Annotated in this window: 18 protein-coding genes, 1 tRNA gene and 1 pseudogene; 9 read left to right on the top strand and 11 right to left on the bottom strand. The window is 58.9% G+C overall.

The genetic code is table 11. The features are described 5' to 3' along the window. Positions 1-72 precede the first annotated feature (72 nt). On the top strand, positions 73-2,142 hold the full coding sequence (locus HQL63_01485) for a peptidoglycan DD-metalloendopeptidase family protein (protein ID MBF0175509.1): 2,070 nt from the start codon (positions 73-75) through the stop codon (positions 2,140-2,142). A gap of 532 nt (positions 2,143-2,674) precedes the next feature. On the opposite strand, the gene apbC is transcribed toward HQL63_01485, so the two are convergent. Beyond that, positions 2,675-3,544, bottom strand: a complete 870-nt coding sequence (apbC, locus tag HQL63_01480) for an iron-sulfur cluster carrier protein ApbC (GenBank protein MBF0175508.1) — start codon at positions 3,542-3,544, stop codon at positions 2,675-2,677. 317 nt (positions 3,545-3,861) lie between these two features. On the opposite strand from apbC, the gene HQL63_01475 reads away from it, so the two are divergent. Then, positions 3,862-5,937 (top strand): elongation factor G, encoded by a 2,076-nt coding sequence (locus tag HQL63_01475; GenBank protein ID MBF0175507.1) that lies wholly within the window; start codon positions 3,862-3,864, stop codon positions 5,935-5,937. Positions 5,938-6,180: 243 nt separating this feature from the next. Here HQL63_01475 and HQL63_01470 read toward each other — a convergent pair whose 3' ends face one another. Beyond that, positions 6,181-7,578 (bottom strand): autotransporter outer membrane beta-barrel domain-containing protein, encoded by a 1,398-nt coding sequence (locus HQL63_01470; GenBank protein ID MBF0175506.1) that lies wholly within the window; start codon positions 7,576-7,578, stop codon positions 6,181-6,183. A 266-nt stretch (positions 7,579-7,844) separates the two neighbouring features. Between HQL63_01470 and HQL63_01465 the strand changes: the two genes are divergently transcribed. Beyond that, entirely contained in the window at positions 7,845-8,051 is a 207-nt protein-coding gene (locus HQL63_01465) for a hypothetical protein (GenBank protein ID MBF0175505.1), read from the top strand. A gap of 128 nt (positions 8,052-8,179) precedes the next feature. Here HQL63_01465 and HQL63_01460 read toward each other — a convergent pair whose 3' ends face one another. The 6 genes from HQL63_01460 to HQL63_01435 form a co-directional block, all read right to left on the bottom strand. Next, on the bottom strand, positions 8,180-9,154 hold the full coding sequence (locus HQL63_01460; protein MBF0175504.1) for a dihydroorotate dehydrogenase: 975 nt from the start codon (positions 9,152-9,154) through the stop codon (positions 8,180-8,182). 30 nt (positions 9,155-9,184) lie between these two features. Continuing rightward, positions 9,185-10,288, bottom strand: a complete 1,104-nt coding sequence (locus tag HQL63_01455) for a hypothetical protein (GenBank protein MBF0175503.1) — start codon at positions 10,286-10,288, stop codon at positions 9,185-9,187. Between the two features lie 261 nt (positions 10,289-10,549). Next, entirely contained in the window at positions 10,550-11,947 is a 1,398-nt protein-coding gene (locus tag HQL63_01450) for a phosphomannomutase/phosphoglucomutase (GenBank protein ID MBF0175502.1), read from the bottom strand. Positions 11,948-11,952: 5 nt separating this feature from the next. Continuing rightward, positions 11,953-13,269, bottom strand: a complete 1,317-nt coding sequence (locus tag HQL63_01445; protein ID MBF0175501.1) for a UDP-glucose/GDP-mannose dehydrogenase family protein — start codon at positions 13,267-13,269, stop codon at positions 11,953-11,955. Positions 13,270-13,464: 195 nt separating this feature from the next. Next, on the bottom strand, positions 13,465-14,388 hold the full coding sequence (galU, locus tag HQL63_01440; GenBank protein MBF0175500.1) for a UTP--glucose-1-phosphate uridylyltransferase GalU: 924 nt from the start codon (positions 14,386-14,388) through the stop codon (positions 13,465-13,467). Positions 14,389-14,480: 92 nt separating this feature from the next. Beyond that, the gene (locus tag HQL63_01435; GenBank protein ID MBF0175499.1) at positions 14,481-14,894 is read right to left on the bottom strand and encodes a hypothetical protein; all 414 of its coding nucleotides are present in this window, start codon (positions 14,892-14,894) and stop codon (positions 14,481-14,483) included. 369 nt (positions 14,895-15,263) lie between these two features. On the opposite strand from HQL63_01435, the gene trpB reads away from it, so the two are divergent. From trpB to HQL63_01420, 3 genes are read left to right on the top strand one after another with little or no spacing between them, the layout of a single operon-like run. Next, positions 15,264-16,508 carry a tryptophan synthase subunit beta gene (gene trpB / locus HQL63_01430; protein ID MBF0175498.1) on the top strand — a complete coding sequence of 415 codons (1,245 nt, stop codon included), beginning with the start codon at positions 15,264-15,266 and terminating at the stop codon, positions 16,506-16,508. An 8-nt stretch (positions 16,509-16,516) separates the two neighbouring features. Then, positions 16,517-17,308 (top strand): tryptophan synthase subunit alpha, encoded by a 792-nt coding sequence (locus HQL63_01425; protein ID MBF0175497.1) that lies wholly within the window; start codon positions 16,517-16,519, stop codon positions 17,306-17,308. After that, positions 17,305-18,492 (top strand): NnrS family protein, encoded by a 1,188-nt coding sequence (locus tag HQL63_01420; protein MBF0175496.1) that lies wholly within the window; start codon positions 17,305-17,307, stop codon positions 18,490-18,492. The genes HQL63_01425 and HQL63_01420 overlap by 4 nt, the downstream gene beginning before the upstream one ends. Before the next feature lie 12 nt (positions 18,493-18,504). Here the strand turns inward: HQL63_01420 and HQL63_01415 are convergent, their stop codons facing one another. Together HQL63_01415 and HQL63_01410 are read right to left on the bottom strand one after the other, a co-directional pair. Then, positions 18,505-19,752 (bottom strand): glycosyltransferase, encoded by a 1,248-nt coding sequence (locus HQL63_01415; GenBank protein ID MBF0175495.1) that lies wholly within the window; start codon positions 19,750-19,752, stop codon positions 18,505-18,507. Between the two features lie 10 nt (positions 19,753-19,762). Further along, positions 19,763-20,743 carry a sel1 repeat family protein gene (locus tag HQL63_01410; GenBank protein MBF0175494.1) on the bottom strand — a complete coding sequence of 327 codons (981 nt, stop codon included), beginning with the start codon at positions 20,741-20,743 and terminating at the stop codon, positions 19,763-19,765. 119 nt (positions 20,744-20,862) lie between these two features. On the opposite strand from HQL63_01410, the gene HQL63_01405 reads away from it, so the two are divergent. From HQL63_01405 to HQL63_01395, 3 genes and pseudogenes are all read left to right on the top strand, one after another. Next, positions 20,863-20,936 (top strand) — tRNA-Gly (locus tag HQL63_01405). Between the two features lie 20 nt (positions 20,937-20,956). Further along, the gene (locus HQL63_01400) at positions 20,957-22,261 is read left to right on the top strand and encodes an insulinase family protein (protein MBF0175493.1); all 1,305 of its coding nucleotides are present in this window, start codon (positions 20,957-20,959) and stop codon (positions 22,259-22,261) included. 296 nt (positions 22,262-22,557) lie between these two features. Continuing rightward, a pseudogene (locus HQL63_01395) lies at positions 22,558-23,943 on the top strand (DEAD/DEAH box helicase). Between the two features lie 132 nt (positions 23,944-24,075). On the opposite strand, the gene HQL63_01390 reads toward HQL63_01395, so the two are convergent. Further along, on the bottom strand, positions 24,076-24,457 hold a 382-nt coding region (locus HQL63_01390), incomplete at its 5' end, for an IS1 family transposase (protein MBF0175492.1).

The raw sequence follows: 24,457 nt of genomic DNA, 5'->3' as shown, positions 1-24,457 counted from the left end.
TAAAAAACCGGCCCAAATGCTTTTGGACACCATCTGACAGGGATCGATCCGCACGGGATCAAAGTCGAGTCTATGAAAGTAACCCATCTGACTTACGGTGTTGGTATCCTGACAGCCCTGGTGGTGTTGAGTGGCTGCCAATCTGCCGATCCACTGCGGGATCGGCCCGGGCGCGAACGGGCCCCCATCCGTATCGCCAACGGACCGCCCCTGGCATGGGATACCCCACCCGCCCCAACTCAACGCATCAGCCGCTCCGCTTCGGGCACATACACCGTCCAGGCCGGGGATACCCTGTGGGCCATCGCGGTGGTCCATGGCGTGGATGTGGAACAACTGGCCGCCTGGAACAAAATCAACGATCCCGACCTCCTGCTGCTCGGCCAAAAATTGGTGGTCACGCCCCCGCCCGGCCAAGAGACCGCAGTCTCCAGACGACACAAAAAATGGCGCCAACCACCCCCGGGAGAAGCACCTGGGGAGGACGCCGCCCCCAGCGAGACCCCTGCCGAAACACCCCTCGGAAGTGAAAAAGAGATTTCCGACGCTGGCAGCATGATCGCCGCCCCGTCCATTGTCGAGCGCCCTGCGACCATTGAAAAGTCCGATCTCATGCCACCCCCGGGAGAGCACACCAACCCGTCGGCATCACCCGGTCAACCTCCCGCAGCCCCGGGAGTCGGGGTAGCCCCACCACCCCCGTCGGCAAAATCCACCCCGAACCAAACCACTCGCGGTGACAAGACAGCGGCTTCGACAAAAGCACGGGCTCCTCTCCTCGCCACCACCGGCGCTGCCCTGGCCACAGCGAGCGGCGCCACGCATGCCGGCTCCTCTGCCACCGCTGTGGTCCCATCCCCAACAACAGCCGGCGCCCATGCCGCCGCCACGACGGCGCGCAGCGCCTCCGCCGAAGCGGCCACCGCAGCCGCAACCCCTTCCGCCGCAAAAGAAAAAACAGCCGTTGCATCCAACATGGCCCCCCATGGAAAACCAACCCCCGTTCCCGGCAAATCTCCCGTGGAAAAACCCGGGTACACACCCCAGACGGCGGCCAAAGGGGAGCACCCTGTTGCGCCGATCGAGACCCAAAACAAAACCACCCCAGCCCAGAGTCGGCACCCCTCTTCCCCTGCCGGTCAAGCCGATCCCCAAGCCAGGACGGGACACAAGGGGAGTGACAAAAACCCGGATGCAACCGGGAAGCAGGATGAAGCCACCACGGCACGCACCGAGAGTTCCACTCAGACCGGAGGCAGAAACCAGGTTCCTGGCGATGCAGTGGTCAAGAGGAACGACAACAGCAGGGTGACCCGGGCAAAAGCTGCCCAGGCTGCCCAGGCCAAGGAGGCCGCCGAAGCCGAGTCAGCCGCCGAAGCCAAGGCAAAAATCGCTGCCGAGACCAGGATCGCTGCCCAAGCCCACTCTGCCGCCGAAACCAAAAGCAAGGCCATTGCCGACCGCCAATCCCGCGCCGCAACCCAGGCCCACAACCAAGGCGCCCACAACCGTACCAGACCTGATCAAGCCCATGCCCAGGGTTCCGACACACGACAAACCTCCCGTCAGGCCCCAGCCGAAGAGACCAAAGGGTCCGGTCAGGCAGACCAGGCCAGGAGCGCCGCCGCCGCACCCGCCACAACAGTGGTCGCTTCCCTGCCCACCCATGACCGCAGCGGACAGCAGGATGAAGAAAAAGCGGAACCTGAAGAAGAGACCAACCACCACAACAACCGCCGCCTGGGCTCAAGGTCCGGCACACCCAGGGATTGGCTCTGGCCCGTCGAGGGTGGCAAGGTGGTGAGCCATTTTGGACGCCGCAAAGGGATGCAAAACAACGGGATCGATATCGCCGTACCGGTTGGAACACCGGTCAAGGCAGCTGCCGGCGGCGTTGTCGCCTATGCCGACAACAGTCTGCCCGGTTATGGCAACATGATCATCGTCCGGCATGCGGGAGGGTACATGACCGCCTATGCCCACAACAGCAACATCGCAGTCAACCGGGGCCAGAGAGTTCAGGCCGGAGATGTGATCGCCCACTCTGGACAATCTGGACGCGCCACCACGCCCCGGTTGCACTTTGAATTGCGCAAGAGCATCAAACCTTACAATCCGCTCAAATATCTGGATAAAAATTAAGGAGCCAACAGCGTATACGGACGGTCAACATATCCTGAGAGCGGTGGTTTTTTGTGTCCGAAATTTCAAGATTCCTTGGTATTGTGGTACTCATGTATTTCAATGAGTTCCACAAAGTGGATCCTTTGGTCTGAGGAGGTGTGCCATGCCCATTGCCTGCAAGCCGTGGAGTATGTGGGGGACTATCAGTTGCGCCTGACTTTACAACTCTGGCGAAAGTGGCGTGGCCGACCTGGCAGAGCTGGTTCACATGGTCCCAGCCGCCGCGCCTCTTCGCAACCTGGAGGAGTTTCGCCACGTCTCCCTTGATGAGTGACCTACCTTTGCCTGGCCCTGCGGCTTTGGTCTGGCACCGGAATACGCATACTGGTTGGCCACGGGAAAAGCTGCCTCCTGGCAATCACCCAGCATGGCAAAAACCGCATGAAGGGTGGTCTGTGCGGTCGTATTTTTTTCGGGGCTTCGCCCCAAACCCCACCTGGAGGAAGGGCGCAGCCCTTCCTCCTGGACCTCCATCCCCGTTTTTCAATCCTTACTCGACAACAATACGGGGCGCATCCCCCTTCTCAAGATTGATCTCCTCCACACGTGCCACCACAGCCGCCGCAATCTGCCGATAAATGACACTCTGCGGCGCATCCGGACGCGCCACAACAATCGGCTGGCCGCTATCGGCATCCTCGCGAATCTCCTGGTCCAGGGGAATCTCGCCAAGGAAGGTCATCCCCTCCGACTCCGCCTGCCGGCGCGCCCCGCCATGAGAAAAAATCTCCGCCCGGTGACCACAGTTGGAACAAATGTGGTAGGACATGTTTTCGATGATCCCCAATACCGGCACGTCGACCTTGCGAAACATGTTGATCCCCTTCCTCACATCGGACAGGGCCACATCCTGCGGCGTGGAGACAATCACCACGCCGGTCAGAGGCACCTTTTGCGTCAAAGTCAACTGCGCATCCCCCGTTCCGGGAGGAAGGTCCACCACCAAATAGTCCAATACGCCCCAGTCAACATCACGCAACAACTGCTCGACAGCCATGCCCACCATCGGACCCCGCCAAACCATGGGGGCCCCCTCGGGAACAAAAAAGCCCATGGAAATGGCCTTGATGCCATACACCACCACCGGCAAAATGCCGTTCTCCCCCCCCTCACTGTCGTTGGGCATGCGCGGCACGTTCAACATACGCGGCAGGCTGGGACCATAAACATCGGCATCCAGAATGCCCACTGTGGCGCCACTCTGATGCAGAGCCAGAGCCAGATTGACCGCCGTGGTGGATTTGCCCACCCCCCCCTTGCCCGAAGCCACGGCAATGACGTTGCGTACCCCCGGCAACAATCCCCCCTGACCGCCATGCTGGGCTGCATCCTGCATCGAGCCGGGTCGTGTATCCGACATGGTGTTCTCCTTTTGCTGGTTAAACCATACTAAATCAGTAGGAATTGAAGCATACTCCCCTGCACCATCGAGTCAAGGTCAGGTGCGCAGCCAAGGCCATCGTCACTATCCAACACCCTTGCAAGAAAAACCCGGACATGAAAGCCTTTGTCAGGGCTTCGCCCCGAACCCCACCAGGACTCTGTCCTGGACCTGCCAGAGAGCCAGCCCCCTGGGCCCCGATTCGTTTTCGGGCGCCGAGCTGAATGGTGAATGGTGAATGGTTACGGTCCAGGGGTCTCTGAACGATTACGAATCTTTTTGGGGAGACAAAGAAGATGACCACCGACAATCGCATGCTTCGCAATATCGCCCTGATCGCCCACGGCGGCGGCGGCAAGACAACTCTGGCCGAGACATTGTTGTTCAACGCCAAATCCATTACCAAACGCGGTGCGGTGGAACGAGGCACCACCGTGATGAGCACCGAACCGGAAGAGGTGGCCCGGCACATCACCACCACACCCCACGTGGCCCACTTCACCTGGCGGGATTGTGCGGTCAACCTGGTGGACACCCCCGGCTATATCGATTTTTTGGAAGCCACCCGGGGCGTTTTGTCGGTGGTGGGAGGGGCCGTCCTCATCTTTTCCGGCGAGTCGGGGATCAAACCTGAAACCGAACGACTCGCCAGCATGATCCGCGATGCCCTGGTGCCAGCCCTTGGCTTCATCAACGAAATGGACAAACCCCGGGCAAACTTCATCCGCACCCTGGGTGAAATCGAAACATCACTGAACATCGCCACACTGCCCCTGACCATTCCCATCGGCAGCGGCGAAACGTTCATGGGCATCGTCGACCTGATCCCCATGACGGCCTGGTCGGCCAGGGAGGGCGTTTTTACCCAGATCGACCTTCCCGCCTCCGCCCGTGCCGACGCCGAACACTACCGGCAGCAATTGGTCGAAAAAATTGTCGAAGCCGATGACCAACTCCTGGAAAAATTTTTGGAAGACAACCAATCCCCACCCGATGATGTCCTGCACCAGGGCTTGAAGGAAGCCCTCCTGACCCGGCGCCTGCTGCCGGTGTTTTGCGGATCGGCCCTGGCCAACATCGGGGTGCGCGCCCTGGCCAACGGCTTTCTTTATTACCTGCCCAATCCCCAGGACAAGGCGATCATCAAACCCATCGTCGGCAAAAATCCCGAACACAACAACCAGGAAGAGACACGCAAGCCCATAGCCACGGATCCCTTCTCGGCTGTGGTGTTCAAAACCACCATCGATCCCTATTCGGGCAAACTCTCCGTGCTGCGCGTCTTCTCCGGCATCCTGGAAGCGGAAAAGGAGATCTACAACAGCACACGCCAACACAAGGAAAAAGGGGGACGTTTGTTCAAGTTGATGGGCAAGGAGATGCAACCCGTGGATCGGCTCTCCGCCGGCGATATGGGAGCCATTGCCAAACTGGCCCATACCCAAACCGGCGACACCCTCTGCGCCATGGATCACCCTATCAACTATGAACGGGTCAAATATATCGACCCCCCCCTGGCCTTTGCCGTGGAGGTGGACACCAAAACGGAAGACAAGGTCTCCACGGGTCTGGGACGCCTGGTCGAAGAGGATCCCACCTTGCATTTTTATCGCGACCAGGAGACCCATGAGATGATCCTGGCCGGCATGGGCCAGACCCATCTGGCTGTGGCCCTGGATCGCCTCAAGCGCAAGTTTGGCGCCGTGGCCACTCTGAAAACACCCCGGGTTCCCTATCGAGAGACCATCACCCGCAAAGTGCGGGTCCAGGGACGGCTCAAAAAACAGACCGGCGGGCGTGGCCAGTTCGGTGACTGCTGGATCGAGATGGAACCTCTGCCCCGCGATGCAGGCTTCGTCTTTGAAGATGCCATCGTCGGCGGTGTCATCCCCCGCCAGTTCATCCCCTCGGTCGAGAAAGGCATTCGCGAATCCCTCTCCGCCGGTACCGCCGGCGGTTATCCGGTGGTGGATTTCAAAGTGCGTCTGGTCGATGGCAGCCACCACTCGGTGGACTCATCCGACAATGCCTTTCGCATCGCCGGCGCCATGGCCTTCAAAAAAGGGATGGAGGAGGGTGGGGCCGTCATCCTGGAACCCGTCATGAAAATGGATGTGACCGTGCCCGATGAGGTGGTTGGCGATGTCATCGGTGATCTCAACAGCCGCCGGGGCCGGATTACAGGGGTCGTTTCCCGCTCTGGAGCCCAGGTCATCCATGCGGATGTTCCCATGGCCGAAGTCTTGGACTATGGCAACGTCCTGAATGCCATCACCTCCGGACGTGGACTCTACACCATGCGGATCGGCACCTACCAGGAGGTCCCCAGCCACATTGCCCGCAAAGTTCTGGAAGGCAAAAAAGCCGGGTAACCACTCATTCCGGCGCCGGGCTTCGACCGTTCCAGGACGGATTGTAGGGAAGGCGCCGGGCTTCGACTATTCCACGTCCAAGGATAGTTCAAGTAAAATAAACAAGTTACGCGATGACAGCCAATTGTGTAACCCGTTTATTTTCAAAAGAACCCATGAGGCCCGGAACAGTCGGAGCCCAATGCCCCCAGTGCCCCCCCCCGCCAAAAGCCGGGGGGGGGGGGGACACTGAAATTTGGGGGATCAGAACTCGTAGCGCAGGTTGCCGGCAATCGTCTCATCGTCTGAGTTGGCCCTTATACCAGCGGCTGCAGAGACCTCACCCTTGAGAGAATCGTTGATGTCAATGCGCACTCCAGCACCAAATCTATAACCGGTGGTGTCATAACTCTGGCCAAGGATGGTGGTGTGGCTGAAATCGTACTCGAATCCCGCGTTGGCGAACGGTTCGAAGCGGTTGGCAACAACACGTGCCAGTTCGATGCCCGTATTGAACTGGTTCAGGCGGGTTGTCTTCTTGTTGAACGAAGTCCCGGCATTGTCCGTGTAGGCCTTCAGGGTTTCGGATGCGCCTACCAGACCGGCATACAGATTGAGGCTTGCTTCAGCATCCAGAGGCTGATAATAGTCCGAGCGAATGGTATAGAAATACCGGTCACCACGCGGAGAGCTGTTGACCCCGGCAACCTTTTGATCGTACTTGAGGTTGGTATAGCCCAAGAGCATGCTGAAATAAATACTGTCGTTCAACTTGTATCCCGCATAGGGGGTCACGCCGAAGCCTTCCGATTTGAGCCTGCCGTTGTTGAAATAGGTATTTACCGACATTTTTTCGGCATTGAGTGCCAACCCAAGCACTATTTTTGGATTCAGCTTGATATCTCCACCCAGAAGGAATTCACCCAACCCGGAACGGGAGTTTGAGTCCACACTGTCATCGGATGCGGAGGTGTAGGATCCATTCGTCCAGAGGCCGTAGTGTCCCCCCGGAGCACTGCCTGCGGCCACGCCGGTGACGTTTCCATCGAACGTGTTTTTCGCCCTGCCCACAGGGGAGGAGAGTTCCGACGCGAGGGATGCCATTGCCTTGTTCTCATCGGCGAGGCTGGCCTGGGGGCCGGTCTGCCTGGAGCGTTGCGAGCCAAAAACACTGCCACGGATGATCGTGGCCACGCGATTGGCGATCTGGTTGGTGGTTTGGGTCACAGCGGTTCGCAGCTCCTGAGGCGCCACCACCTCCGTGGAGGGATAATGGGACAGAGCGGAAGAAGAAGAAGAAGAAGAGGAAGAAGGACCGTACATTTTGGAGAATATGTCCACATTTGGACAGGCCGAACTGAGGGAACCGGTCGTCGTATTATAGGTACAACCAGCTGGAATGGCATAAAGACCATTCTCGGTGTAAATCTGACCCGTAAAGGTGATCAACGTACCAGACTGATCGAATGACGAGGTAAAAGTTGTCCCCTTGTTGCCCGATAGCGTCATGGAGTTGCCCGGCTGAAGAAGTTGGTCAGGCGAATAGCTGATGACTTCATTGGTGTAGGGATTGGTCCATGTTGTAGAAGTTGCAAATGCAGCGGAAGAAAAGGGGAGCACCAATCCCAACCCAAGAAAACAAGACCAAGAAAAACGCCTCATTTGTTACCTGTCCTTTCCGTAAGTCATTTCCATATGGAAGTTATAAACAAGGAAACCATCCCGTGGACACAAGTTTTCGGAGCGTTTGCACGCTGTCCCGCACGGGGAAAAAAGCAGGCCCCGTCCCGCTACCCCCCTGCCGGAGGGTAGCAAACGGCGTGGCATGGGGGCAAGGATTGTTGCAATATTTCGCTTCATCTTTCCACGGGAGAACCGATCTTAATCCTCAAGAGACTCTCTCGACTGAAGGCAGGAAGGAGAAGCACATGTGGAGCGTATCCCAGGCCGGTATGGCCGTGTTGTATGGCACATTGGCTCGACAACGAAATCAGGGCAGCGTGGTGCAAAAGGCATCGGGAACCCATGGCCGGGAACCTCAACGTCCACAAAGCCACCAACGAAGCACGGACGATGAGCGGTCCGATTTTCACTCCCTTTTTCTGCGGGCATTGGAGGATGACGACACCGAGTGATGGTGGTGATCGGGGCCAGCCCAACCCCTGCGCGGTAAACAAACAGGTCGCCACGCAACCCCTTTCTCCGGTCGGAAACCACCCGGTCCGTGTTTGCATGAACCCCCCTTGCCTCTCCTTGTTGAAAGTCAGGGGGGCATGCAGACGCGGAGTGTCCCGGTCACCTCGCCGACATGCTTCAGGTTGTGTTGGTTCAGGTAGGAGTGCATGCCCTGGTTGATGTCACCAGCCACCAGTGGATGACGAAAAAGCACGGTACCCAAACCAACAGCCGTGGCGCCGACGATCAAAAAATCCACGGCATCATCAGCGTTGACCACCCCTCCCTGACCGATGATCGGGCAGTGGTGGGGGGCGACCTCCTGGTAGACTTCCCACACCTTGAGCAAGGCCACCGGCTTGATCGCCGCACCGGACAACCCTCCCGTGACGTTTGCCAAAACAGGCCGGCGGGTGTGGCGATCGATCGCCATGCCGGTCAAGGTATTGATGGCGGCAAAGGCATCGGTTCCGGCCTCCAGGGCGGCGCGGGCAATCGTGCGAATGCTGGTCACGTTCGGGGAGAGCTTGGTGATGATGGGTTTGCGAGTAACCCGTCGCACGGCTGCCACCACCTGCGCCGCCATGCGCGGATCGGACCCGAAGGCCATCCCCCCCTCCTTGACATTGGGGCAGGAGATGTTGATCTCCAAAGCCGCCACCGGGCTGTCGTCAAAGATGCGCGCCACTTCGGCGTACTCATCCGTGGTGGCGCCGGCCACGTTGGCGATCAGATGCACCCCCTGGCCATCGGCACGAGCCCGAAGCTGCGCCAACAATCGGGGCAGGATGCTCCCGGTCACATGACGCGCCCCGGGGTTTTGTAAACCGATGGCATTCAAAAGCCCACCTGTCGTCTCGGCCAGACGATGGGGCGGATTGCCACGTCGCGGCTCCAAAGTGGTACCCTTCAGGCAAATGGCGCCAATCTGGCTGAAATCAAACCCCTCCAACGCAAGCAAATCCTCGCCAAAGCCCACACAACCCGACAGCAAAACCAGGGGCGTCGCCAGGGTGAGGCCGGCGAAAGAGACGTGCAGGCCAATATTTTGTTGCTGATCCATGACAGAGTTCACTCACAACCACCACACATGTCACACCTTGGACGGCATATCTTTCGGACCCGTCTTCCGAAAATGCCCAGTCATCAACACACCCTTCCTCTGGGAACATGCGATATATTGTTGATTGCGCACATGTTTTTCAAGCAACTTGACGGACTTCCCCTCACCCTTCGGAAGAACAACCACGTTGGCGTCATCCACTGCTTTTCCCATCACAGTGACACGCATCTGTCGTCCTTTCTGAACCCGACGGACACGAGCAAGGAGTTGACGGACATGAGCCCGACGGGCACGATCACGGAATTGACGGGGAGGCTTCCGTGTAGGATCGGTCGGAGCAGCACCTTGATCGGCATCTTTTCCTGTACGAACGAGCACCACCTTGCCGGAGAGAAACTCAGCTTTCCAACGGCTCAGAACATCTTCCGTCTTTTTTTTGAAAGCGTCGAAAGTAAGTTGAGGAAATACCGGCTTGACACGAAACTGAAACAAGCGCCATTGCAGATGGGCCCCATCCTCTTTTTCCCCACGCGCCAAGGCCACCATGCCGAGAAACAAAAGGTGAATCTCGCCGTGGCGAGGCCAGACCACATCGGATCCCAATTCGGCAAGCTGTTCCAAATCCTCGGCTATTTCTCCCAAACGGCCCGTCATTGCCCCTGAAACAAGCTCCTTGATCTTCGATTGAACTTGACTTGCCGCATTCTCGCGAACCAAGCGAAGCCCCTCACAGGGAGCGACTGTCAAAAAACTATCCGTTTTTCGCAACGAATGTAACGTCAACGATGGACTTGAAAGACTTGGAAACGAGCATCCGACCATTTTCTGGTAGCTTTCAAGAAAATGCCGCCGCATGGTCATACCCTTGAGACCAGCCACCTTCGGGAAGGACACATCCTCTTTCAGCAGGGTGACCAAGCCCATGTCGAACAACTCGTCCAGGTCTTCCCGGCCAACCTCGTCCACCAAAACACCATCCGGCTCCAAACGAGCAGCACCCCGTGGTGTGGACACCAACAGGTTCTCCTCCCCGCAAGCCTCAAAAGCACTACCATTGATACCCAACAAGGTCAGGTTGGGTAAAGCACTGCCATCGACGCCCAACAAAGTCAGGTTGGATATTTTAGAAACCACGTTCCATGGCCTTCCTGACATGATTCATGACTAAATCCGGCACCTTGGAAAACACCGACCCTATCTCTGGATCAAGTGGAGTAACAAACGTACTACCGTTTACCTCCATCTCTTTTCCGAAGCGCATCCCCCTTATCGGGAGTGGTCGTACTCCAAAACAGCAAATGCATCGTTATCAAGACCGGCTCTTCAATTCGGACTTCCCAATACCAAGAGGCAGCCCGGTCTGATCGCTCCGTGTCCCGCCAAGCATGAAGATCTTCACACCTGCCACTTGGGAAAGGGAATGTTTTCCGCCGCCAGCAACCGGGTCAGTTCGGCCACGATCTCCAGCAACCGGGCCCGACTTTTGGCCTCGACCCGCGCCACCAGGGCTGGTTGGGTGTTGGAGACCCGCAACAACCACCAGGCGCCGTCCGGCAGGCGCACCCGTACCCCATCCACCGTACTCAAATCGCTGCCGGCGGCCTGCTGGGCAGCCAGGATGCGTTCCATCACCTGGAATTTGCTCTCATCCGGGCAGTCGATGCGCAACTCCGGGGTGGCGAAGACCGTCGGCAGGTCGGCCAGACGGGCCGACAGGGTCAAGGGGGTCGCAGCCAGCAATTCGATCAGACGCACAGCGGCATAGGCCGCATCGTCAAAGCCATACCAGCGATCGGCGAAAAAGAGGTGTCCACTCATCTCACCGCTCAAGGGGGCGCCGGTTTCGCGCATCTTGGCCTTGATCACGGAGTGGCCCGTTTTCCACATGAGGGGTTTGCCGCCCGCCGCAGCCACGGCGTCAAACAACAGTTGCGAACATTTGACATCGCCAATCACCGTGGCGCCGGGACGCTCCTGGAGCAGTTGGCGGGCAAAGAGGATCATCAGGCGATCCCCCCAAACAATGCGCCCGGCCTCATCCAGGGCGCCAAGACGGTCACCATCGCCATCGAAGGCAATGCCCAGTTCCGCCCCGGTCTCCTGCATGCGCTGCCGCAGTTGTTCCAGATTTTCCGGCAGGGTCGGATCAGGATGGTGATGGGGAAAGTTGCCATCCACCTCGGCGAAGAGCACTTCGCCGGTAATCCCGGGCAGGCGTTGCAGCAGGGCAGGCGCCAACACCCCGGCTGCACCATTGCCGCAATCCATGATGACCTTCATGGGACGGCCTGGACGAAAGTCCGCCGTCATGCGGGCCAGATAGGAGTCGAGGATGGGCTCGGAACGGATCGAACCCCCCGATACTTCGGGGGCGCCGCCCTGTTCCAACAGATGGCGCATGGCCTGGATGTCGGGACCGTACAGGGATTTCCCCGTCCGCATCATTTTCAGGCCATTATGATCTTTCGGATTGTGACTGCCGGTGACCATGATGCCGGCATCCGTCTGGAAGTGGTGGGTGGCATAGTAGAGTCCAGGGCTGGTCACCAGACCCACATCGATCACCGCCATGCCCCCAGCCGCCAGACCGGCAGCCAACGCCTGGGCAAGTTCAGGCGAGGAGAGACGCCCATCACGTCCCAGGGCAACGGTCGGAGGGTTGGCGCGGGCGCCCCCAGCCTCCCGCGCCAGAGCGGCAAAAACACGCCCGAGTGCAACCATGACCTCTGGAGTCAAATCACGCCCTGCCACACCACGAATATCGTACTCACGAAAAATATGCGGATTGACCATGACCTTCACCGTCCCACGCAAACATAGCGAAAACCGGCCCGACGCATGGTGTCCGGTTCATAAATGTTACGAAAATCGCAAAATACATGGGTGCCGTCGGTACGCGGACGCATGGCCGCCTTGATGCGCTCCAGATCCAGATTCCGAAACTGGTTCCACTCGGTCAGAATGAGTATGGCATCCGCCTGCCGGCAGGCCTCATGGACCCCATCCACATACTCGATATCGGGCAAATATTTGCGGGCTGCCCCCATGCCCTCCGGATCATAGGCGCGCAAGCGCGCGCCGGCTTGCAACAGAGCCGGCAGAATGGTCAGAGAGGGTGCGTCCCGCATATCATCGGTGTTGGGCTTGAAGGTCAAGCCTAACACGGCAATGGTAGCGCCGCGCAGTTGGCCCTCCATGGCCAGCTCAATCTTTTTGGCCATGCGCTCCTTCTGGTGCCGGTTGGCGGCAATCACCGCCTCCACGATGGTGATGGGTTCATCGTTCTCCCGGGCCGTCGTCGCCAACGCCAGAGTGTCCTTGGGAAAACAGGATCCACCAAAACCAGGGCCGGGATGCAAAAACTTTTTGCCAATGCGCTGATCCAGCCCCATGCCCCGGGCAACACCATGGACATCCGCCCCCACCTTTTCGCACAGATTGGCCACCTGGTTGATAAACATGATTTTGGTGGCCAAAAAGGCATTGGCGGCATACTTGGTCAGCTCCGCCGTGGGAATGTTGGTGATCAGGATGGGGGTCTCAATCAGATAGAGGGGACGGTACAGATCTTTCAGCATGTCGATGGCGCGCTGGTCGCTGGCGCCGATCACCACCCGGTTGGGCCGCATGAAATCTTCGATGGCGGACCCTTCCCGCAAAAATTCGGGGTTGGAGGCCATGGCAAACTCGGCGCGGGGATTCTCCCCCAGGATGATCTTCTCCACCTCCATGCCGGTCCCAACCGGAACGGTCGATTTGGTCACCACCACCGTGAATTTGTCCAGGTGCCTGGCCACGGTGCGGGCAGCTTCGTAGACATAACTCAGATCCGCCGCCCCGTCGCTGCCCCGCTCAGGCGTGCCGACGGCGATGAAAACGACATCGCTTTCACGAATGGCGGTAGGGGCATCGGTGGTGAAGTGCAGCCGCCCGGCTTGGCTGTTGCGCTCCACAAGCCTGTCCAGACCAGGTTCGTAAATGGGGATGCGACCCTGCCGCAACCGGGCGATTTTTTCCGCATCCGTGTCCAGGCAGGTGACATCCACGCCAAATTCGGAGAAGCAGGCGCCGGAAACAAGCCCTACATATCCGGCACCAATCATGGTGATACGCATGTCAGATCGCATTCCCTGTTGACTTGTACCTGCTCAGCACCACCCAAAAAACGATTGAAAGACCCTGACAAAGTCTTTCACGTCAATATTTTTCGTGAAGGAGCGCGGAACAGCTACGTTGACTTGAACACGGATGGAGCGTTCCCACTCCACCCCGTTGAGTGATAACGCCAGAGGCACACCCCCCACCCCTCTTCAGGCCGGTGGCGTCCTACCGGCCCAATGGTCCAACCGCTCCTGCATGAAGGGGAGCAGATGCCGACGCAGCTCCGGAACCTCCAGGGCCAGGGCGAGATTGCCCATCTGATAACCCGCCTTGGTACCGCAGTCGTAGCGAATGCCCTGGAAACGGTAGCCATACAGGTCGTGATTTTTCAGCAGGGCAGCCATGGCATCGGTCAACTGGATCTCGCCACCGGTACCGGCGCGCTGCTGTCCCAGAAGGCCAAAGATATCCGGCGTCAAAATATATCGGCCAATGATGGCCATCCGTGAGGGGGCATCCGCCGGCTTGGGTTTCTCCACCAACCCCTTGATCGGAATCAGACCGGCTGCGGATTGGGGCCCGCCCGGATTGAGGATGCCATAGCGGTTGGTATGATCGGCAGGCACCTCCATCACCGCCATGAGGGGGGATTGGACCTGCTGGAACTGCTCAACCATCTGCTTCATCACCGGTTGCACCAGCGTGCCATCCGGCAGGACGGGCTGAATCAGGTCATCGGGAAGCATAACCGCGAACGGTTGATCGCCTACCAGATCCCTGGCGCACCAGACCGCGTGACCCAGCCCCAGCGGATCATACTGGCGCACAGAACAAACCGACCACGTCTCCTCAGCCACCAGGGATTCGATCTGGTGCAAAAGTTCGATCTGGCCACGACAACGCAGTTTCTCTTCCAGTTCCGGCGCCCGGTCGAAATGATCCTCCATGGGGGTCTTGCCCCGGCTGGTCACAAAAATGATCTCCTCGATACCAGCCGACAGGGCCTCCTCGACCGTGTACTGGATCAAGGGTTTGTCCACAACCGGCAGCATTTCCTTGGGGATGGCCTTGGTCGCAGGCAAAAAGCGCGTTCCCAGCCCAGCGACCGGGAAAACCGCCTTACGAATCTTCATATTGACTCTTTCCTTTTCCATGGAATACCCATTGTCCCACCCGGTCGATCGACCTTTCCCTTCCTTGCGAACGAGCCACCATCTCCCCTTCCTCAGTTGTTCTTGGCTCCCTGCTGAATCCAGCGTCGGAAGGATTCAACCTCGCACGGGGTCAAGGGTTTTTTGTTATGCGGCATGCGCAGGGCTGCCTGACCACTGACCAATTGATTGAGCGTGCTGGCAAGAGCGTTGCCCGGAATGATGATCTTGCCGTTTTTGGTCCCCTTCATGAGCCCTTCGTAGGTATCCAGGCGCAGACCACTCTCGACCTCACCTTTTCCCCCCTCCGCGTGACACTCCAGGCAGCGGTAGACAAGGATCGGCTGAATGTCGTTCGCAAAGCTGGTCTCATTGGCCGCAGCAATCTTGCTGCCCTCGCCGGCGCTCGCCGGGGTACACATGATCGACAACCCCAAAAACGCCACCGCTCCAGCCAAAATCGGTCCCACCCGGGAATCTCTGTTCATGTTGTTCTCCTTCCCATGCTGTCCCATTTGTCTTGTTGCGACAGTTCAATCCAACCCACCGCCTCCGGCAAAACACGTCCCTCCCCCTTGTACCACGGATCGAGAGCGGCGACACCCCTTTTACCACGGCGCAAGCGCCACAACACCCTTTTCCGGGAAGGATCTGGGTGACCCAAAACCAGATAACGTCTGCATGCAATGTTTATGCCTACCATCAGGAAATCGGCGCGAAAGCAGGGCGCATCATTACGGTTTTTTTTCATCACGCTCCATTCCCACTTGGCACACAACCAACCTGGTGGCTAAACTGGTTCCGGTCCTGGTCGTTTCTGCTGGGCAGATATTTTATTTTCAAGGAGTTGTGTTCCCATGTCTCAAGGCTATCACGGCGCGTTCGGCGGGGCATTCATACCCGAAATCCTGCGGGAGACCTTCCGCCAGCTGACCGAAGCCTACCGCACGGCCAGAAGGGATCCCACCTTTTGGGACGATTATCTGCGCCTGATGGAAAACTATTCGGGACGACCCACGCCACTCACCCTGGCTGAAAACATTTCCCAAGAGTTTGGCGGGCGCCGGGTCTACATCAAGCGGGAGGATTTGAACCATACCGGCGCCCACAAGGCCAACAATGTCATGGGACAGGGGCTTTTGGTCAAGCGCATGGGCAAACACCGGGTCATTGCCGAGACCGGCGCCGGTCAACACGGCATGGCCACGGCCACCATGGCCGCCCGCATGGGGCTGGAGTGCGTCATCTACATGGGCGCCGAAGATGTCGAGCGCCAACGACCCAACGTCTTCTGGATGGAGCAGCTCGGCGCCCGGGTGGTTCCGGTCACCTCCGGGTCCAAAACCCTCAAAGATGCCATCAACGAGGCCCTGCGCGACTGGGTCGGCAGCATGGATGATACCCACTATGTCCTGGGAACCGCCTGTGGCGCCCACCCTTTCCCGGAGATGGTCGCCTGGTTTCAATCCATCATCGGTGAAGAGGCCCGACGGCAAATCCTGGCCCAGGAAGGACGCTTGCCCACACACATCTACGCCTGCGTCGGCGGGGGATCCAATGCCCTGGGCATCTTCCAGGCCTTTCTGGAAGATACCGGGGTGGAACTGGTCGGCGTCGAAGCGGGCGGGCATGGCCTGGCCACCGGAAAACATGCCGCCCGCCTGGCCGGAGACGGGGTCATCGGCGTCGCCCATGGCTATAAAACCTACTTTCTCCAAGACGCCGATGGCCAAATGCGCGATACCCACTCGGTCGCAGCAGGACTCGATTATGTCGGCGTTTCACCGATCCTGTCCCATCTGCGGGACGCGGGTCGGGTGCGTTTTGCCGCCGCCACCGATCACGAGGTTGTCGCCGCGCTCAAACGACTCATGCGGGCCGAGGGGATCATCCCCGCCCTGGAGTCCAGTCATGCCGTGGCCCAGGCCTTGAAGGAACTCCCGCGTCTCCCCCCAGACGCCGTGGTGATCATCAATCTCTCCGGTCGTGGAGATAAGGATATCTTCACGGTGGCCGATGCCATCGACGATCCCGGCTGGCGGCATTTCATCCGCGCCAAGGCAACGCAATATGCAAACAGAGACACAACAGGTGCCACATGAACGCCAGAATGACCAGCCTGGAGAGACATCTTCGTGACACCCTGACCCGACGCCGCCAAAACGGAGCCGCTCCCATCTTGCTGATGTCTCATCTCGTGCTGGGTTACCCCTCCCTGGAGGAGAACCGCCGGGTCATCGCGGCCATGGTGGCCCAGGGGGTTGATCTCATCGAACTGCAAATTCCCTTTTCCGAACCGATCGCCGATGGGCCTGTCATTGCCATGGCCAATCAGGCCTCCCTGGATCGCGGCTTTCGGGTGGAAGAGGGTTTGGCCTTTCTGGGAGAGATGGTGCAACGACACGCCGTGCCCTTTCTGCTCATGACCTACTACAACATTTTGCACGCCCGTGGTTGGGAACCTTTCATTCGACAAACCGCCGCCCTGGGTGGCAGTGGATTGATCGTGCCGGATCTCCCCCTGGATGAGGCAGGATCGGCCATCTCCCTGTGCCGGGAGGTCGGCGTCGATTGGATTCAACTCATGACCCCAACCACCCCGGAACAACGCCTGGCCGAGATCGGCGCGGCGGCGGCAGGTCTCTGTTATTGCGTGGCCCGCAAAGGGGTGACGGGACGGCAGACCGCCTTCGACAGCGCCATCTATGCCTTCCTGGCCCGCTGCCGCGCCGCAACCTCCGTACCGCTCGCCCTGGGTTTCGGCGTCAAAACCGGCGATGATGTTCGTAATCTTGTCGGCAAAGCCGATATCGCCGTGGTGGGTACCGCAGCCATCGAAATCCATCGAACAGGTGGCGCCGAAGCCGTAGGGGACTTTTTCAAAACACTCAAAACCATATGATCCCGCTCTTTCCCATCTCTCCACCTCCCGCCCCCACCCCGATCACCCGGGAACCCGTCGCACACCGCTTCTGGGGCAGTGGCCTGATCGCCCTGGCAGGCGGATTCTCGTTGGGAATCATTCTTTGGTGTCAACAATGGGGCCTGCTCCCCTGGACACCCCTCTACCCGGAACTGCGCCATCTCCACGGCAGAATGCAGCTCATCCTGTTCGCCGGTTCCTACATCCTCGGCTTTGCCCTTCAGGCTGGACCCCATGTGATCGGCGGCACACCCCCCCCTTCCCCATCCCTCTTGCGCCTGTTGTTTCCCCTGTGGTTTGGTTTTCTGCTCAGCGTCCTGCCGGAACCTGCCATCCAATATATCGGTAACACGCTTATTTCAATATCTTTTATTGGCGCCGCAATCGCTCTGGTGGGTGTGGTGCGCACGGCGGATCGGCAGCGTGCTTTGCCAGTGGGCATACCTCTCGTCATCGGTGTGGCCAGTTTGGGTGCAGCGCCTTGGCTGAACCTGGCCGAACCTGGTTGGGCATTGGCCGCCCTCCTGGCTGGACCTGTCTCCTGCATCCTGGCCATCGTTCAGCATCTGGTGGCCAACATTCTGGGGGGTACGCGCCCAACAGGGAGGCCTGCTTATCTGTTCACCCTGATCTGGTTCATGGCTTGGCTGGCCGCCTGGGGTTCTGCTCTGGTTTGGCTTCCCTGGTCGTGGACAGGCCTGCTTTGGGCCGTTGCCACCCTGTGGCTCATGTTCGCCACGCGCCTTTTCCCGGTGCAGATGACCCAACCCCTGGCATCCATCGGTGTCACGTTGATCGCTGGCCTGGCATCCATAGCCTTGACTGGAGGCGCGTTGTTCCTGCTGAACATGCCCCCCCTGGATCCCCTGTTGCACCTTATCGCAGCTGGTGGAGTGACCACCATGATTCTGGGGATAACGGCGCGGGTGGCGGGTTTTTTCTCCGGGGGTTTGGTCATGCATGACCGGTTGTTGTCACTGCTGCTGATCCTTTGGATGGGGGTGGCCGGCGTGCGTACCGCCGTTCCCCTGGGCATCCTGTCGGGAGATGCCTGGGCGCCGGTGGCCTCCTTGCTGGCCATCCTTCTACTGGCCTACTGGGGCGTCAGGGTTGGCCAACGTTTGCTGGCCTTTGGGCGACGGATCAAACAGAACAACGCTTGAAAGACTGGTTTTTCAATCGTTTTTTTGCAAGGCCTCTGCAACCGCCCCCTGCACAACCGGGGCTTGCAGCTCCCAACAATAACGGGTTCTGGCCAATGCCAAAGCCGCCTTTTTGCCCGCCACCAGACGCTCGGAACACCCGGCGAGATCATCAATGGCTGCTGCCAACCCTCTGGCATCCCCCGGCGCAACCAGGCAACCCGCCGCAGGAAACGAACCCAAAACTTCCCTCTGCCCCCGAGTCGCCGTGGCAATCACCGGCAAGCCAGCCAAAAGATACTGAAACAACTTGTTCGTCACCGTCAAATCCCGGCTGAAAATGCGCGTGTCATCCAAAGATAAACCCACATCGTGTTCGCTGATGCGGGAGAGCAGGGCATGGTTGGGAACGATGGGATGCACAACAACCCGGGAACGCCACGCAGGCGCCACGTTTTGCTCCAGCCACTGCCGCGCCGCCGGCGAAGCCCCGGCACGCAGATGGATCTCGACAGGGGCCTGAACATAGGGCAAGGCAGCCCATAAGAATTCCAGACCACGCCCCGGACCCAAAGTCTGGGAAAACCAGTGGAGAGAGACACCCCGCCGCTCCGGGGAGCGATCCACACACTCTCCGTCCAACGTCTCCCGGTCCGCCCAGGGAAAAACGTTGTAAACCACCCTGGGCGCGGGCAAATCATAACGAGCCGCCAAAGCTGCGGCCATGGCCTGCGACGTGGCCAGAGCATAACAACTGCCGCGCAGCAACGCCCGCTCCATCACGCGCAAGTGGGCAATGGGCCGGTCCCGGTTGACCTCGGGAGGCAAATCCTCGGAAAACCAATCCTCAAAATCAACACCCACCCGCAAACCCGCTGCAAGCAGACGTTGGCCAATCCACAACCCACCTTCGGCATGCACAATGGTCAAATCGGCCCGCCGCTGCAAAGCCGCCCGCAACAACTCCCGCACGCCGTAGCCCAGCAATTCAGGCGTCAGCAACCCGGTCGTTCGATAGAGCTTCCGGGCCACCCGGGCCAGGAGACGCACGCGCAGATGCGTGACCCTGCCCAACCACCCCTGGGGACGAAAATCCAACACTGGTTGAAACCGCCACACCCCTCGACGCAACAGCAGCTCGTCACGCGCCACAACGGCGGCATCGGACCAGACACCCATCACCTCCACCTGGTGCCCGGCAGCCACCAAAGCCATGGCCTCTTTCTGCGGACGCGGAGCGGTCGCCAGATGGTTGCCGATCAGGATCAGAATTCTGGCCACAAAACGTCACTCAGGGTGTCTCTGACCCAGATGACCCCTTCAGCCGATCCAACAGGTCAACGGCGGGGGGAAATCCACTCTGACCCGCACGACGCAACCAGATCATGGCCTCGTCGCGACGGGAAAAACGGGGCGATGCGGTCAATAAAAGCATGCCCAGATTGTATTGGGCCGGCGCCAAACCCTTTTCCGCCGCCTGCCGCAAATGATCCACGGATTTTTCTTCATCCTTGGCCACCCCATGCCCGGAGCGGTAGAGCCGCCCCAGCATCAAATGGGCATCGGCGGAGCCCTGGGCCGCCGCCTTTTCCAGCCATGCCCGCGCCTGAACCAGATCTGCCGGAACCCCCCGCCCCTCCATCAGGGCCAAGGCCAACCAAAAGGCGCTTTCGCCATCCCCTTTTTCCGCTCCTTGCCGCCACCAGGTGACCGACTCGGCCAGATTTTTTTCCCTCTCCCCACCCTCGGAAGACAGTTGCGACAACAACTGGGCCAGACTGTTCATGGAGGGGGTATATCCCGCCTCGGCGGCACGCCGATACCATGCCTGGGCCTCGGTCAACGGCAAAAGGGAAGCCAGATGGTGCATGGCCGGGGCAAATCCCTGCTCGGCGGAGCGGCGGTGCCAGAGCTGCGCCCCGTCCGCATCCTGCCTGACCCCTCGGCCACGCTGAAACATCAACCCCAGATTGAATTGCGCCTCCGGACGCCCGGCCTTGGCAGCCAGGGTATAGTGGTGCAGGGCCTTGACCAAATCCTGCGGCAGGGCCTTCCCCTCCTCCCACAGGGTGCCCATCACAAAGTGGGCCGCTGGATCGTTCCCCTCCTCGGCCAGAGGACGACACACGGAAACAGCCTCGTCCCACTCCTGGGCCAGAAAGTGGGAAAGACAAACCCGGGACTGGGGCAATGCCGGCCCACCCGCATGCGCCATGCCCATGCCGGCAACCCAGAGCAAAAATCCCAGTCGATATGCATGTTTCCGTGTCACGGTCACTTCCTCGTCGTTCAGTCAATTGTCATGAATCGGCACAGCGACGTTTTTCACTTCTTTTGTTCACACCGAGTTGACCCGCCAAAAAAATCGACTACAATCCAGGGTCATGTCAAGCGGGTGTCGTCTAATGGTAGGGCCTAAGCTTCCCAAGCTTAAGGCGGGGGTTCGATTCCCCTCACCCGCTCCAACTCCATACAGACTGACACGTTGAGCATACCGGTCCCCAGCCCGACCCTCGTCACGGAACCAAACTTTCAGCTCTCCCGTCTCCGCAACGGCCTGACCGTTTGCACCTTTCCCATGCCATGGCTGCATGAGGTCGGCGCCACGCTGCTCGTGCGGGCCGGCAGCCGCTTTGAAAGCCCTTCCGATGCCGGCATGGCCCACTTCCTGGAACACATGCTGTTCAAGGGCATCGAACCCATACCGGACCCCACGGCGTTCCACATCCACCTGGAGGCGATGGCCGCCGACATGAACGCCGCCACCAGCCAGGAGTATAACGCTTATTGGATCACCCTTCCTCCTGTTTTTTTGGAGGCCGGGTTCGCCGCCTTTTGCGCCATGTTCACCCGGCCCGCCTTCACCGGCATCGAGACCGAACGCCAGGTGGTCATCGCCGAAATGCGGGAAGATGAGAACGACCAGGGCGAGATCACCGTTCCCGCCATCCTTGCCGGTGAAAAATTATGGCCCGATCACCCGTTGGCCCGTTCCGTTCTCGGCTCCCGGCAAACCATCGGTACGTTCGACACCCACCGCCTGAGAACATTCCTCGCCCAGCACTATTGCGGCCAAAACATGGCCATGGCCTTTTTCGGTCCCATCAGACACCGGCAGGCCGTGCGCCTGACCCGCGCCGCCTTGGGTGATCTGCCCCGGGGCAACCCCACACCCTCCATGCCACCTCCCCCTCTCTCCCCGGGACCGCACTGGGTGGCGGTCAACGATCAAACCGCCCAACTCTCCCTCGTTCTGTTCTTCCGCGCCAAGGGTTTTTTGGCACGGGATCACCACCCTTTGACGGCCTTGCGGCGCATCCTTGACGATGGTTTCGCCTCCCGCCTCCAGGCCACGCTCCGCGAAAAACAGGGGTTGGTCTACGACCTTTGGGCCTCCTACACCGCCCTCTCCGACGCCGGTACCTTGGAAATCGGCGCCTCTGTCTCCCCCGAAAATCTTCCTGCCGTGTTCGCCGCCATTTTGCACGAATTGGCCAACCTGCGCCAAAGCCCCCCAACCACCGAAGAGTGGGACCGCATTCTCACCCGCTGGCAGGCCGCCATCGCCACCACCCTGGATCGCCCGGCAGAACTCATGGAACGCTACGTCGCCGACCGCCTCTTCGCCGACGTGGAGACCCTCTCCATGGCCTGGGAACGAATCAATGCCATCGACCCCGCCACCCTCCCCGCCCTGGCCAGGGAGTTGACCCACCCCACCAACATGGTCGTCGTCCTGGTCGGACCCGATGCCCACACCCTGCTGCCTGAGCTGAAAAAACTCTCGTAGACGCCAAAATCCGGACAGTGCGACAGGCCCTGGACCACCCTTGACCATTCATACAATCAGTGGCTTGATGCAGCATGCCTGTCCCTGGATAATTCGTAAAAAAACAGGCCTAAACCGCATCCAGATGACCCCCTGGGAGCGCGGGCGTCTCGCCCGCATCGTACCCGCCTCTTGCGGGCGAGACGCCCACGCTCCCAGAGATATAAGCGGGTTGTCGCAACCTAAGCTATGACCCAGCGGCTTGATAGCAGCCTGCCTGCTCCTGGACAATTCATAAAAAAAACAGGCCTGACACCATGATGAAGCTGGAAGATGTTAAAAAAAATTGTCAGATCCGTGGCATTGAGGATGGGGAAATCGTTCGGGTCGTCAGCGTCGACTTGATTGGCCAGGACGCCCTGACGGTCTATTACAAAAACAGTCAGGGCCACCTGGGCGAGCAGATGTTATTCCGCTCGGATGAGGGGCGTTTGACTCTCGCACAAACAGGTCGCCCCTGGGGGTTTGATGCAGCGGGTGTCGACTTCAAGCTGGGCGTCGAGGCCTTCCGTATTCGTTTGGCACACCTGTTTGATCCCATGATGGCGGTCCACACATCCAACGTGGTACCTCTGCCGCACCAAATTACCGCTGTCTACGAATCCATGTTGCCCAAACAACCATTACGATTTGTACTGGCCGATGACCCGGGGGCCGGGAAAACCGTCATGGCGGGCCTCCTGATCCGCGAACTGCTGATACGGGCGGATGCCAGGCGCGTTCTCATCGTCGCCCCCGGTAGCCTGGTGGAGCAGTGGCAAGATGAGATGTACGAAAAATTCAGCATTGAGTTCACAGTATTCAGTCGTGAACTGGATCAAACCTCTGTTTCGGGAAATGCCTTCGAGGAGCACAACCTGCTCATTGTCCGCATGGATCAACTCTCCAGGAATGATGAACTCCAGGACAAATTGACCCATACGGATTGGGATCTGATCATCGTCGATGAAGCCCACAAAATGTCTGCCGGTTATTATGGCCAGCAGGTCAAAGAGACCAAACGATTCAAGCTGGGTAAGTTACTGGGATCGGTTTGTCGTCACTTCCTCCTTATGACGGCCACGCCGCACAACGGCAAGGAGACCGACTTTCAACTTTTTCTCTCCCTGCTGGACGGTGACCGCTTTTATGGCAAGTTTCGGGAAGGGGCGCACCAAGTCGATGTCTCCGACATGATGCGCCGTATGGTCAAGGAGGATCTGCTCAAGTTTGATGGTACCCCTTTGTTTCCGGAACGACGCGCCTATACGGCAGAATATGAGCTGTCCGACCTGGAGGTCATGCTTTACGCCCATGTCACGGATTACGTCCGTAACGAGATGAACCGGGCGGATCGACTTGATGGTAAAAGAAAAGGAACTATCGGATTTGCCTTGACCCAGTTACAGCGTCGTCTTGCCTCCAGCCCGGAAGCCATCTACCAGTCCATCAAGCGCCGATGCAAACGGCTTGAAAGTCGCCGGGACGATGTACGACTGGTCGAACGCGGTCACAGATTGGCCGAAACCCTGGCTGAATATCATACTGATGTTCCGGACGATCTCGACGAGGCCCAGGAGGAACTGACCGGAGGCGAGTACGAAACCTGGGCGGAAAAACTGGTCGATCAGGCAACCGCTGCACAAACCATCCAGGAGCTTGAAACTCGATGTTCAAGTTTTTTGAGGCTTGACATATGACGGGGACGCAAAAAGCGGCAGCAGTGTCAGTTCATCAGACTCGAAACCGAGCGTTGCAAGGTTTTTCAGGTAGTGTCCCTTCTTGGTTGATCGCGGTCACACAGCCCTACCAAACTCGAATCGGTTGATAAAAAGGCCGATCACGATGTCGTGCATGTGAACTGATTTGGAAAAGCAGATGGTCTTACGTGTCAACCTTTTGATTCTTGTTCGTAATGTCAAGTGCTTGCGCTCGATTTTCCATGTGTCTTTTTTGCCCACAACATGTTTCCCAGGTGGAATGTGGCGGCCATAAGATCCCCAGTCGTCCGTAAAAAACTTTTTAATTCCAAAAGGATCCAACAAATCCATCAACTCCAAAAACGCCTGGTCCTGCCGTGGCCCAAATACATATGCCAAAACCTGTCCAGAAACATGGTCTATCGCATGCCACAGCCAACGTTGTTGGCCCTTGTTGCCAACAAAACTCCACATTTCA

The sequence above is a fragment of the Magnetococcales bacterium genome, assembly GCA_015231175.1.
In the GTDB taxonomy this organism is placed as follows: Bacteria; Pseudomonadota; Magnetococcia; order Magnetococcales; family DC0425bin3; genus HA3dbin3.
Note: the sequence above shows the minus strand (reverse complement) of the source record. Positions and strands in the feature narration are given on the sequence as shown.